The sequence below is a fragment of the Ruegeria sp. CDSA034 genome, from assembly GCF_059612275.1.
In genome coordinates, this window is record NZ_JBXWQH010000001.1 from 796473 (window position 1) to 808839 (window position 12367).

At 54.7% G+C, this 12367-nt stretch carries 16 protein-coding genes; 2 read left to right on the top strand and 14 right to left on the bottom strand.

The window, feature by feature from the left end; translation table 11 throughout:
- Nucleotides 1-203 precede the first annotated feature (203 nt).
- A complete protein-coding gene (locus AC2FLJ_RS03825; protein ID WP_496699845.1) occupies nucleotides 204-1136 on the top strand; it encodes a LysR family transcriptional regulator in 933 nt (310 codons plus the stop codon).
- Between the two features lie 136 nt (nucleotides 1137-1272).
- Here the strand turns inward: AC2FLJ_RS03825 and AC2FLJ_RS03830 are convergent, their stop codons facing one another.
- The 6 genes from AC2FLJ_RS03830 to AC2FLJ_RS03855 all read right to left on the bottom strand — a co-directional run bounded on the left by AC2FLJ_RS03830 (nucleotide 1273) and on the right by AC2FLJ_RS03855 (nucleotide 7505).
- The gene (locus AC2FLJ_RS03830) at nucleotides 1273-3006 is read right to left on the bottom strand and encodes an adenylate/guanylate cyclase domain-containing protein (RefSeq protein ID WP_496699844.1); all 1734 of its coding nucleotides are present in this window, start codon (nucleotides 3004-3006) and stop codon (nucleotides 1273-1275) included.
- Nucleotides 3007-3385: 379 nt separating this feature from the next.
- Entirely contained in the window at nucleotides 3386-4372 is a 987-nt protein-coding gene (locus AC2FLJ_RS03835; RefSeq protein WP_496699843.1) for a zinc-dependent alcohol dehydrogenase family protein, read from the bottom strand.
- A gap of 41 nt (nucleotides 4373-4413) precedes the next feature.
- A complete protein-coding gene (locus AC2FLJ_RS03840; protein WP_496699842.1) occupies nucleotides 4414-5259 on the bottom strand; it encodes an enoyl-CoA hydratase/isomerase family protein in 846 nt (281 codons plus the stop codon).
- 92 nt (nucleotides 5260-5351) lie between these two features.
- Nucleotides 5352-6140 (bottom strand): SDR family NAD(P)-dependent oxidoreductase, encoded by a 789-nt coding sequence (locus tag AC2FLJ_RS03845; protein ID WP_496699841.1) that lies wholly within the window; start codon nucleotides 6138-6140, stop codon nucleotides 5352-5354.
- Nucleotides 6141-6152: 12 nt separating this feature from the next.
- Entirely contained in the window at nucleotides 6153-7118 is a 966-nt protein-coding gene (locus tag AC2FLJ_RS03850; RefSeq protein ID WP_496704476.1) for a TIGR03571 family LLM class oxidoreductase, read from the bottom strand.
- A gap of 12 nt (nucleotides 7119-7130) precedes the next feature.
- Entirely contained in the window at nucleotides 7131-7505 is a 375-nt protein-coding gene (locus AC2FLJ_RS03855; RefSeq protein ID WP_496704477.1) for a hypothetical protein, read from the bottom strand.
- Nucleotides 7506-7612: 107 nt separating this feature from the next.
- Here AC2FLJ_RS03855 and AC2FLJ_RS03860 point away from each other — a divergent pair, with 107 nt between their 5' ends.
- On the top strand, nucleotides 7613-8524 hold the full coding sequence (locus AC2FLJ_RS03860) for a LysR family transcriptional regulator (RefSeq protein ID WP_496704478.1): 912 nt from the start codon (nucleotides 7613-7615) through the stop codon (nucleotides 8522-8524).
- A gap of 247 nt (nucleotides 8525-8771) precedes the next feature.
- Here AC2FLJ_RS03860 and AC2FLJ_RS03865 read toward each other — a convergent pair whose 3' ends face one another.
- The 8 genes from AC2FLJ_RS03865 to AC2FLJ_RS03900 all read right to left on the bottom strand — a co-directional run.
- Nucleotides 8772-9650, bottom strand: a complete 879-nt coding sequence (locus AC2FLJ_RS03865) for a CopD family protein (protein WP_496704479.1) — start codon at nucleotides 9648-9650, stop codon at nucleotides 8772-8774.
- Nucleotides 9647-9991, bottom strand: a complete 345-nt coding sequence (locus AC2FLJ_RS03870) for a copper resistance CopC family protein (RefSeq protein WP_496704480.1) — start codon at nucleotides 9989-9991, stop codon at nucleotides 9647-9649. The genes AC2FLJ_RS03865 and AC2FLJ_RS03870 overlap by 4 nt, the downstream gene beginning before the upstream one ends.
- Nucleotides 9992-10003: 12 nt before the next feature.
- Nucleotides 10004-10288, bottom strand: coding sequence for a c-type cytochrome (locus AC2FLJ_RS03875; RefSeq protein ID WP_496704496.1), 285 nt, complete (start codon nucleotides 10286-10288; stop codon nucleotides 10004-10006).
- The gene (locus tag AC2FLJ_RS03880; protein WP_496704498.1) at nucleotides 10174-10467 is read right to left on the bottom strand and encodes a hypothetical protein; all 294 of its coding nucleotides are present in this window, start codon (nucleotides 10465-10467) and stop codon (nucleotides 10174-10176) included. The genes AC2FLJ_RS03875 and AC2FLJ_RS03880 overlap by 115 nt, the downstream gene beginning before the upstream one ends.
- The gene (locus AC2FLJ_RS03885; RefSeq protein ID WP_496704481.1) at nucleotides 10467-10802 is read right to left on the bottom strand and encodes a DUF411 domain-containing protein; all 336 of its coding nucleotides are present in this window, start codon (nucleotides 10800-10802) and stop codon (nucleotides 10467-10469) included. The genes AC2FLJ_RS03880 and AC2FLJ_RS03885 overlap by 1 nt, the downstream gene beginning before the upstream one ends.
- A gap of 190 nt (nucleotides 10803-10992) precedes the next feature.
- Nucleotides 10993-11328 (bottom strand): hypothetical protein, encoded by a 336-nt coding sequence (locus AC2FLJ_RS03890; protein WP_496704482.1) that lies wholly within the window; start codon nucleotides 11326-11328, stop codon nucleotides 10993-10995.
- 209 nt (nucleotides 11329-11537) lie between these two features.
- Complete coding sequence (locus tag AC2FLJ_RS03895) at nucleotides 11538-12077, bottom strand: luciferase domain-containing protein (protein ID WP_496704483.1); 540 nt, start codon at nucleotides 12075-12077, stop codon at nucleotides 11538-11540.
- Between the two features lie 65 nt (nucleotides 12078-12142).
- Nucleotides 12143-12367: YceI family protein (locus tag AC2FLJ_RS03900; RefSeq protein ID WP_496704484.1), on the bottom strand; the 225-nt coding region annotated here is incomplete at its 5' end.

Below are 12367 nucleotides of genomic sequence, written 5' to 3' on the forward strand. Positions count from 1 at the left end.
GCCCCACCGTGCAGACGAGACACCCCATCCAAAGATGCCCTCAGTAACCCTACCCACCTGCATTGCCATTGCAGGCTGAACCGTCTGGTTGCGTCTGTGGTCTGTCATAACTCGGTCCCATGTTTTTCTAACCGGGTCGGAAAATCACCCTTTGACAAAGTTTTTGGTACATATTCGAGTGGTTTTGCAGTAGCTCAGTAATTATGAGTGACATTAACCAGGCTAATATCAATCTCAGCCGTAACCTTGTTGCGCTCTATGCGTTTGAAACGGTCGCAAAACACGGGAACTTCACAAGTGCCGGAGAAGCGCTTGGCTTGACCCAATCCTCGATCTCTCAACGGATCAAAGGCTTGGAGATCGATCTGGGCGTAGTACTTTTCAAACGAGAACACCGAGGCGTTTCGCTAACGTATGAAGGGCTCAGGCTTCTCAACGTGGTCAAACCAGCAATGACACAAATGGGCTATGCGGTTGGTTCATTACTGGAACGTAAATCCAAACCAAGGGTTCGGATTTCTGCCGACTTCGCCTTCTCTACGTTCTGGCTGTTACCGCGTCTGGCCTATTTACGTGAGGAACTTGGGGACGAGATTGAAATTCAAATTCTGGCATCTACCGTGCCACCAGGCCTGGACGACCCGGATTGTGACATACAGATCCATGTCGCACCTAGGAGCCAGATTAGACCTGGTGAAATTCTATTATTGGAAGAAATCGTCGCGGCAGTTTGCAGCCCCCAGCTATTAGAAAAGATAACACCAATTCGATCTTCGACAGACCTACTGGATGTTCAACTTCTAAGTTTGTCAAAACCCGCCACCGCCGAGTGGCAAACCTGGCAGGGATGGTTTGATAACCTGGGAATTACAGGCGAAAGAAAGAAAAACTACATCAGCTTTAACAACTACGACATGGTCACACAGGCTGCTTTGGCAGGAGATGGCGTCGCGTTGGGTTGGATCGGCCTAATTGATGGCTTGCTCAACAATGGTTCGCTTGTGAAAGTCACAAATGACGTAGTCATAAGCGACGCTGGCTACGTCATGTCGCGGGACCCGGCCAATTTGGGTCGCGGTCCTCGCATGGTTTTCGACTGGATCGCGGACCAGGTTTTCTCATCGCCTTCGGCATAGTGCCCTGCATCGGCAGTGAAATCACATCTATCTTAGTCGATACTGTGCCTGATCCAAGTTTCCGATTTACATATGAAAGCGCCGCGCAATTTCCTGGCAGCCTAAGCAATCTTCTGATCTCTGCAATACTGCGACGTTATTCTGGTAGACCCGCTTTTAGCATAGCATCCGCCCAGAACTTGCGCAGGGCGTCAGTCTTGTAGACGGTGTGGCCGGTATAGGTTTGAACTGAAAATTGCGGATCGATGGAAAGAACGGCCTCTACCGCTTTCTTGGCGTTTTCAGTGTCATCAAAATCAGCGTGGATCGCGGCCATACGGACTTGGCACAACACGGTGCCAGGCAGGCGGGTTTCCAAGTGCCGGTAAACCGTTCTTGCCTGCTCCAGCTGCCCTAATCCGCGATAGGCATCCCCCAAATGGCTGAAATACCAGTCTGGGCTATAGGGCGACAGCCGAATGGCCTTTCGCATGCTGTTCAGGCTTTCCTCAAATTCACCACAACTATTGTACGCAATTGCCAGCATGGCATGAGAAAGCGAGACACTGGGTTGCCGTTCGATAGCTTCGTTGCAGAAGGCTTTGGCTTCATCAAAACGAGATTGGTTTGTGAAAATATACCCTTGTAGTGCATAGACATCAGCTGAGACATCGTTCCTCTTTAACAATGCATCGCAAATTGACTGGGCCTCGTCAGTTGACGCCTTTGGGTCTAGATGGAACCCAAGGCGGGCACCAGCTTGCAACGCCCACCCTAGGCCCGTTTTGAATGACGAGTTCTCGGGGTCAAGCTCAACTGCTTTCCGGTAAAGCTGAATCGCGGAAAGGTTCCCTTCTTTTGTAAATTTGTATTGTTCACTGATGCCACGCATCATCAAGTCCCACGCCTCAAAGTTAGGCGCTTGATCAGCCCAAAGTCTGAGCTCTTGCCCGTGTGTAAGGTTGACCGCCAATGAAACGGAGATTTCGCGTGTGATTTCATCTTGAACTGCAAAAATATCTTCAATCTGACGGTCATACCGGTCGGCCCACAAATGCGAGCCGGATTGACATTCAATAAGCTGCCCTGTGATGCGAACCCGCTGCCCCGCCTTTCGGACACTCCCTTCAAGGACGAAACGAACACCTAATTCCCGTCCGACCTGTCTTACATCGACAGACCTTCCTTTGTAGGCAAACGTCGAATTGCGCGCCATCACGATGAGACCATTGATATGCGACAAGGCAGTGATGATGTCTTCGGTAATTCCGTCCGCGAAGTATTCCTGCTCTGGGTCGCCTGACATGTTTTGAAATGGCAGGACAGCGATTGAAGGTTGGTCCGGCAACTCCAACCGCTCACCTGTCAGAACTTCGTAGAACTCAGGTGACAGGCGCGCCGGGTCGAGATCGATGTTGTAGGCCCCAATCTTATGTTCGATGTTTTTTAAGTTTTGCTCGCCCAGATCCCTGAAACTGCCAGAGACCTTTCCTTTGATCTGACGGTATACATCTTCGGAAATGCAGACGCCTCCAGGTTCTGCGATTGCTTCCAATCTTGCGGCCACGTTGACGCCTTCCCCAAAAATATCGGAGCCTTCGGAAATCACATCTCCCAGATGAATACCGATCCGCAACTGAATGGGTTGTCCGTGGGGGGCGTCAGGTTCTCGGTCCTGCATAGCCCGTTGAATGGCGACAGCGCAGTCCGCCGCGTCGACCACACTTGTGAATTCGGCCAACAGACCATCGCCCATCAACTTGACAATTCGCCCACTGGAATCGCGTATTTGGGGTTGAACCAATTCAGAAAGCAGAAGGTTTAGACGCCGAATTGCGTTTTCTTCATCGCGCCCCATAAGGCGTGAGAAGCCGACGACATCGGCTGCCAATATCGCCGCAAGTTTCCGCTTCACAGTCAGCCCTCCGCGAAAACCACGTTAGAGGTAATACCCGTCGCGGTCTACATTCGTGCCACCCCTTAACGTCTGCTATTCTATCGCGAAGACCCTTGTTGAAGCCAATAATAATATAGCCACCAAGGCTCCGTACGGCCTGAATTCAACTTTGGGGATTCGAAATCAAAGACCGCTTTGGACTGCCTATCGGTCACTGTTACAGGGTGCAGTGAACTTCAGCAACGAGCCCAAAGTAACCTATGCTGGAGTTTACACTGAAGTCAGCTAAGCACTGAAAGGCGACATCAATTGCAGCTCAAACTGAGTTGGTGCGCAAGGTCATCTTACGCGCACCAACCCCAACCGGATCAGATCATAGTTCCACAACGACTTTTCCGACCGCACCTCCATGCGTTAGATGCGCATAGGCGGCATCGACATTGCCCCACCCAAACTTCTGTTCGTCGACAATTGGCTTGAGCCTGCCAGAATCCACCAGATCCGCCAACGACCGCAAGATGTCTCCATGGGTTTGCCGCCCGACATCGTGCATCATTGGGATCAGCATGAAAACGACGTGCAGAGACAGACCTTTGAAATGCGCAGGCGTCAAATCAATCTCGACCATCGCGACCGTTGAGGCGACATGGCCATTGAGCCTGGCGGCTTCGAACGAGTTCGTCATGTTCAGCCCGCCAACGCTATCAAACACCACATCGAAGCCCACGCCATCAGTATGCTCGGCAACATAGTCCTCGACTGTTTGCGTTGTAAAATCTAAGGGACGCGCACCAAGACCCTCGATCAAGGACAACTGATCTGCGCCGCGGCCTGTCGCGGACACGTTTGCGCCAAGATGACGGGCGATTTGAACCGCGACATGACCAACGCCACCTGCGCCGCCCTGAACCAGAACAGTCTGCCCTTCGCCAACACCGGCGCGGGTTAACCCTTCGTAGGCCGTGATGCCAACGAGAGGTAGAGCGGCGGCTTCCCGCATGCCCAGAGTCTTAGGCTTATGTGCAATCAGGCGGGCATCTGCATTGATGTACTGTGCCAGAGAGCCCGGAAGGTCCACCAAACCACCGGCGCAGCCGAACACCTCATCGCCGATGGCAAAACCTGTCACGCCTTCGCCAATCGCGATGACCTTGCCAGCAAAGTCCATACCAAGCACAGCCGGCAATTTGGGGGACAGGGGCAGGTCCGCGCCCATGCTGTGGATCATTGTATCGACGGTATTGACGCTAACCGCGGCCACTTTGACGACCACATGCCCAGGTATCGCGACCGGGTCGGGCACTTCACCAAGCTCGAACGGTGCATCGGGTCCGTAGGTATTTAAAACCATTGCTTTCATTGGGGTATTCCTTTTCTTCCGTGATGGTTTGGTTCGGGGGATCAGTTGATGTCCTGCACCTGCATCACCAGATCGCCCCACTTGCGCTGGTTTTCGATGTCGTGTTCCAGGCCTTGTTCATCCGCGATGGTGAATCGTTTGACCGCCGGAGTTTTGCTGGTGGCCTGATAGAGCCAATAGGCTTCGGCCTTCAGCGCCTCATCAATCGGTTTGTCGATGGATTCATAAACCATCTGTTTGCAGGCATTGATCGACTCTGCGGGGAATTGTGCGATCCGTTCGGCAAGTGCGGTCACATACGGGCCGATTTCATCCGGCTCCAGAGCCTTGTTGATGGTGCCCAAACGCTCTGCATCATCCGCGTCGTAGTCTTGCGCGCTCAGGATGATCTCAAGCGCTTTTCCAAGGCCGGTCTGACGCGCCATGCGCGAGGCGCCGCCGCCGCAGGGCAGGATACCCATGCCAACTTCCATCTGCATGAACTTATACTTTCCCCGCGCTGCAAAGCGCATGTCGAGGGCCAACGCCAATTCGTGCCCACCACCACGTGCAAACCCTTCCAGCTTTGCGATAGTTGCCTGCGGCACCTTACTGATCCGCTCGCAGATGGATTGCAGATCCAAAAGCTGCGCATCCTCGCGGGATACTGCCTCAGTCGACATGTCCTTGAGCAGGTCGGTGTCGTAGTGGCAGACCCAGATTTCCGGATTGGCAGATTGAAAGATTACGACCTTGGTATCGCGATCACGCTCCAGCCGCATGGCCAGACTGTTGAGATCTGCCAGCATTTCCTGGCCCTGCACATTCACGGAGCCAAAGTTGAATGTCACTGTAGCGATACCGTTCTCAACGGCTACGTCAAAGGTTTGAAAGTTCTCGAATTTCATCAGGCAGTCCTTTCTTGGGCCTCGACGCGGCATGCGCGAGGGTCAGGGGAGAGTTAATGGTGGAAGTACGAGGCGCTTTCGCGCCGCGTTGGTCAGGCAGTCTGGCTGATCAAGTCTCTTATTGTGTTCATGACGTCTGCAACGTGACCTTTGTCCAGCGCCGCAGCATGCGGATTTGTGAAGGCTCCACTATCATTGTCGAAATATGCACCCGACGCACCAGCGAACTGCTCACCCAACGCCGCATCAACAAGAACATCAGCACCTATGCTCATGTCGTTCCCGGCAACGCCGAAGCCCTCTTTCACCATTTTTGAGGCCAATAGTGATCCGGGATTTACAGCGACCATAACCGGTGCCTCGGTTTGCGATCTCGCCCATTCCCGGGTCCAGATGGTGATAGCCAGCTTGCTTTGAGCATAGGCTTCCATATCCGCCAGCGGAACATTGCCTTGCATGGCCTTGATGTTCACCGGGGCCTGTGCTGCCGATGACAGATTCACGACCCGCCCGTCGGGGGGAATGATCGGCAGTAGCAATTCGGTCAAAAGGTATGGTGCGAGCGTGTTCACCACAAAGCGGATATCCTGCCCATTCTCAAGCACGGTTTGCGGGGCTTTCAGCACACCTGCGTTGTTGATCAATACATCCAACCTGTCATGTTCGGCCCGTATGCTTTCGGCCAGTTTTCGAACCGCGGACAGATCGCTCAGATCTGCGGCATAGGTTTCGACATCGCCTCCGACAGCGGCAGCTGCGCTCTCCAATTTGGGTACACTGCGACCATGCAAAAGCACTTTGTGCCCATCGGCGGCCAGCTTCTTTGCTGTGAGCAAGCCAATGCCGTCGGTCGAGCCTGTGATGAGAATAGTTTTGGTCATCGGTCTGTTCCTTTAGGAAAAGTCAGACAGCAAAGTGTCTGCTAGGTGTTCGAGGGTTGAATCGATGGAAGCTTGATTGAACCGAACGTTCAGGGCGACGTGATTGACCCCGAGCGTTTCAACCTCGCGCAGATAGCTGCGAAGGAAATCGGTGCCAGACTGAAACCCAAGATGGATCGGACGCGGAGGCGCAGCGGGGTCGGCAACGACATCGACATAAAGCGACTGCATGACGGGCTTGTCCAGTTGGCCCGCTTCCCTAACGCGTCGTCGGTAATCCGCGATGACCTGCCCCTGGGCAGACGCATTGCGCGGATAGGTCATCCAACCGTCGCCGTTCTGCGCCACCCAATCGGGGGATTGCTGGCTACCGCCGGTAATAAGCATCGGCAGACGTGTGCCATGCGGCTTTGGCAATAGGTCAATACCGCCAGACAGCGTGCCCTGAGCGCTTTCATACTTGGGATAGGCCGTTCCAACCGCGCGAATGTAGTCAATGCAGTCGCGGAAACGTGCCCCTCGGTCGTCAAAGCTGTGGTTCATCGCCGGGTACTCCTCGGGGCGGTCACCTGAAGCAACGCCCAACAGCAACCGACCACTCGAGAGCATATCTGCGGTCGCCGCTGCCTTGGCCACATGCGCGGGGTGACGCAATGGCAAGATGACACTCGACGTTCCAAGCGCAATCCGGTCTGTCACTGTTGCCAGAGCACCCAGATAAACAAATGGATCGTAAACTTGTCCGGGATCACCAAAGCTTGGAACATAAAACGGCACGTCGCGCAACCAAAGTGCTGCAAACCCAAGTTCCTCGGCTTTCTGAGCCGCTTTCAGGTGTCCCCGTAGCGTCGGCTCTGCGTCGACGGCATAGGCTTCGAGAGGCAACACAAGGCCAACGCTCAGTCGTCCGGGACGGAACACCCGGTTGTAGGCCACGTTGATCTGGGCAAACTCAGTAGGCTGCACTTTATCCAACATCTCTGGGTTCCTTTAGTAGAGCACCAAAGTACGGCTCTCGATGCTTTTGCGCGTTGCATGGGAGTCATCCGTCCGACCAGTGTGATCAAAAACTACAACCTCGCGCACGCCCAACCTGTCCGACAACGTCGCTGTCAGCTCAGCATCGTATACCGGTTTCCAAGCCTCTCCGGCAAAATCCCGAGCCTGCGTTTCTAGCGATATGAATTCAACGGCATCAGAGGCAAATGCAACTGTGTTGGTAGTCGCGCGGGTATCTTCCAGTGCAACAACCGCGGAGGTCAGTTCGGGGGACACCAGATTACCAGCAGTCCCGCCTGCATCTAGCTCAAAAGCTTGCCGGTAGGGTTTGTGAACGTGGTAGTTGACTGTGGCTGTCCGCGCCATTTGCTCCTCCTTCGCATGCTTCATTGCATCGATGAGAGGGATTTAACGTCAATCCAATTGCATATAAACTACCTATTCACGGATTGATAATTCGGGTTTGCTACACAATGGGACTTGATACAGACGCGCTGCGATTATTTGTAAGAGCGGCAGAAATGTTGAACATCAGCGCGGCGGGGCGCGCATTTGGAATGGCCCCGGCCGTCTCAAGCGCAAAGCTCGCCAAGTTAGAGCAGAGTTTGGGTTCCGAACTGCTGCATCGCACTACACGCAAAGTGTCGCTGTCAGTTGAAGGTGCCGATTTCCTGCCTTTCGCCCGAGAAATCATCGCGCAGGAAGAGGCCGCACTTGCGGCTCTGGGCAAGCAGAAAACAACCATCAAGGGCACGTTGCGTTTCGCTGCGCCAAGCAGTTTTGCACAGCTCTACATTGCGCCAATCCTGCCTAAGTTCCTTGAACAGCACCCCGACCTCACAATAGATCTGCGTCTGTCGGATGTGCAGTTCGACCTGATCGAAGGAAGCTACGATCTGGCACTCAGGAACGCGCCACTTGTCGACAGCAGCCTTAAGGGTCGCAAACTGGCTGATGACCAGCGTATTCTTTGTGCCGCGCCGCACTACCTCGACACGCACGGCGTTCTCGATACACCAGCCGATTTGACAAACCACCATCTGATCGCTTTCCAAAACCGACAACCGCGACCACTGACAGGACCGGCAGGCGAGAACGCCATTTTCGATCCCGCATCAGCCAAAGGTCAATTGATTATCGATGACGGTCAATGCCAGGTTCACGCCACATTAGCCGGAGCCGGTATTTCCTTGAACGCTCTATGGAGCGTGCACGATCAACTAAAATCAGGCCGATTGATACGGGTTCTCCCAAGCTTTGAGGCCAGCGAAGCCAATGTCTTGTGGTTGATCTATCCCAAGTCCAACGTGCTGTCCCCCAAAGTTCGGGTGTTCATGGACTTTCTGGTCGCTGAGATTGGCACAAAGCCTCCTTGGGAAACATGAGTGCAAAGTAGGTCAAGTGCGCTTTCAGACATCCTGACGCCAAGGTCGGAGACTGGCGCTAAGCGGACATGCTTTGTCCAATCGCGAAAGCCTGATTTGTCCACACAGCAGCCGTACGCTGCAACTTGTTCGAATGTCCACGTTGCGGACTTTGCAGTCATCCGCATTTTGCTCCAAAGCACCGCGGTCAGCCCTATGCGGACATTCGTAACACAGTTTTTCAGTTCCGGCTTTGAGCCTGACGCCGTCAGAGATTGATGGGAGGTGTCGTCACACTGGTTAAGGTTGCAGTTGCAAACAGGATCAGGACAACGGCCAACATCTCTATTGAAATCGACCGCCGGAGAGCAATTTCCGCGCCACGCTTCTCAGCCCTGAGAGCCGGAGCAAATCTCAGCTTGTTCAACGCCGCGAGGCCAAGAAGGGCAGAAACGATCACGACCTTGGCCAAAAGCACCAATCCATAGGCCGTCCCTAACAAGGCGGCTACGGAGCCCGAAAGCAGCCATGCGAGTGCTGCGCCAGCAACAATCAGGACGGCAACTCCGTAAGCAGCGACATTGCCAAAGTGGTGCAGTAGATCGGCCCCAGTTGGAGTGGGCGCCGCTTTGCGCAAAGGCAGGAGAGCACCGACCCAAAACGCGGCAGCCAGTAAATGCAGAACCAGCAAGATTGCGAGAGCAACCCTGGGCTCTCCGAGCGAGTGGCCCACCTGAGCAAAGGAAATCGCTATGGCAAGGCTGCCCGCCAAAGCGATCCAGTGCCCGACGCGCGGGAGCAGGATTGCTAATATCGCGAGTTCACCCATTCCTCGCCAAATCGCGGCGGTGCCAAGTGGACTGTCCCAGACAAAGCCAAGCATCATTGGGTCCGTCGCGCCCTCTAACCCCATTCCGGATATCCGCGCCGCTCTGACACCGAAACGCAAAGCCAGAACGGCGAGACCGAGAAGCGCCGCACCGACCGCGAGGTGACGTGCAAGGCGCAAAACGGACGCATCGGCGCGCTTGGAAAAGAGAACGATGAACAGGACGCTACCCATCGCCAGCAACGCCGCACCGTAGCCAAGTGCCTTCGCCAATATGGCCAAGACGACGACACCATCTATAGGGGACAGTCCGGTCACTCAGCGACCGTGAAAGAAAAACTGCCCTGCATCGGGTGACCGTCGGAAGCCATACCGCGCCAGTCGAAGCGGTAGCTTCCCGGTGTGAGCTCTTCCAGCGGCACAGCCCGGAATTCCGTAGCGGGGTCCATACCCGTTTCGCGGTCAATTTCGACGTCGCCATCTGGGGAGGTGAGCGTAACCGAAATGATGCGCATCGGATCATCGAACCGCATGGAAAGCTCCGGCACTTCCGTGACAGTCGCGCCGTCAGCCGGTGTCGTTGCTTCGGACTTTGAATGCGCAGCCGCAAGCACAGGAACCATTGCTACGACCAAGCCGATAAGAGTTTGTTTGATCATCTGAGTTTTCCTCTATTCGGATTGGGCATTCAGTTCATCGTGGTACTCACGAAGGTCATTGGGCCAGGTTGACTTGATATAAGAAAGGACCGCTATGATTTCGTCATCGCCGAGCACACCTTCATAAACCGGCATACCGGTTGGGGGCGCATTTTCCATCAGTCCGGCCAGGCCAAATTTGGTCAAGGTGAAGAGCGTTTCATCATCGTGGTGCCACGTATGACCTGTGGCGTCATGCGGCGGCGCAGGTAGCAAGCCATCCTCGCCGCGTATCCGCCAGTTTGGCTGTCCTCCCAGGCGCGCTCCGTGGCAGGCAGCACATTGGTCCGCGTAGATATCTTTTCCAGTGGCGACCAGTTCGGCGTATCCGGCTTCAATAGACCGACCGTTTTGGAGGGCTGGACCTGAACGAACGCCACGGCGAAACCGGCGAGCGCAAGCCCACCGGTGACCAACAATGTTGTGCGCCATAACATCAGGTGTCGAACGGCTGCGCGGTGCCGGCGCGGTAGTATACCGTACCGGCCCCCGCCTCTCCCCCAAATGCAATGACGTCGTAACGAGCGGACGGATCGTCGCCCATACCAGGGGAGCCCATTGGCATGCCGGGAACAGCAAGCCCTGTGATGTCAGGCCTATCCTTCAACACGGCTTCCAGTGCTTCAAACGGCACATGGCCTTCAAAGACATAACCATCGGCTTTTATCGTGTGACAGGATGCGAGGTTCAGCGGGATACCCCGCGCTAACTTCTGTGCTTCGGGGTCGATCAGTTCCTCAACGGTGACGGCGTAGCCACGTGCGCGAGCCAAGTCGGCCCATGCGTGACAACATCCGCAACCTGGTGAGCTGAGCACGTGCATTGGGGTGCCTGCTCGGACGGGAAGAGCGGTCGCGACGAGAGCAGTTACAGACAGTGTGGTGAAGTGACGACGTGTGATCATGTCTGTCGGTCCTTTGATGTGAAAATTGAACGGAATGCGGGCGAGCGCCCGTTGCCATTCAGGCTTTCGGAGGACCGGTAGGAACACCCAGTGCGCGGCCCGAAAAATCGGCTCCTGCGTACGTCACACCAACCACTGAGATGACCAATGGAGCTATCGGCGAAATCCCCGCCGTGGCGACAAGATCACCAAAACAGGATGTTGAACCCATACCGCTAGTGGTGTCGCAACAATCCGCAGCAGCTTTCTCGGCATCAGCCAACAGATCGTCGTCCGCCATTTGAGCATGATGACCAGAATGATCCGATCCATGGGTCAAGCCATGCTTCACCGACGCTGCGGACGCACCAGAGAATGCAATAACAAGAAGTATCGACAGGACCAGGCGAAACATACCAAATACCTACTGGGAGTATGTGGTTTTGACAAGTTACGAGGATGAGTCGACGCAAACGATCCTAGTTGCACTCATTATGGTTGCGCCACATCTCTGGATCATGCCCGTCTAATGCGGTTTTATATGAATCACCTGAAATTCCGGTAAAACTGAATTTTGACTGACCTGCTTATTTGTCAGCAACGGAAAGGTCAGCAGGTGGGCGTTTAGCCCAGAGTGATGCCGGTGATGAAGGTGTAGGAGCTTTCTAACAGATCGATGACGACATCCAGCTCTTCGGGTGTGGTTGGAGTATAGATCATGACAAAGCCGCTCCACCCAGGACGTTGCTTGGCCCAAGGGTGTGCGACGGCCCAGCCAGCCTCAATTGCCCTTCGCGCCATTTCTGGGTCGAGCGAGGCGTGCAAGCTGCCATCAGGATGCATGTGCGCAAACTCAAATCCACCGACGATAGAGTTCGGTTGGGACAACAACATATCGGGATCAAGCTGAAAGCCAATCGCGCCAGGTAATGATATGCGTGTGGGGCCAAGTATGACCCCCGGGAATTGCGCAACTCGCTCCAGCAATAGCTGGGCCAAATCGGCATTAATTTCGACACCAATCTGAGTGTGCGGCACGCCGCTTGTCGTTTCGGGACGGGGCGAGATGCGCTCCGGCAAGGAGCGCTCTTGCGCGGACGCCATCGAGCACATCAATGTCACTACCGTCACAGCAACCGCCAATGTTCTCAGGTGTACATTCATCGTGTTGACCATCCGCCAAAATTAAAGAATGAGTGCTCAGCGCCGTATCGGTGCCCCTGCACGCATCATTCAGCTTTTAACGCTTCGATATTGATCAAGAGCTCTATTTCGTCGCTCACCGCAGGTGCAAAGGCCCCAAGTCCGAATTCAGACCGCACGATAGTCGCCGTGGCAGCCAGCCCCAAGGTCGGCGTGCCCTCTTTTGGGCCAAACGGGTATGGCGCTGACTTGTTAAGCGTTGTTTCCAGAACAACAGGCTTGGTGACGCCATTCATGGTCAAGTCGCCAGA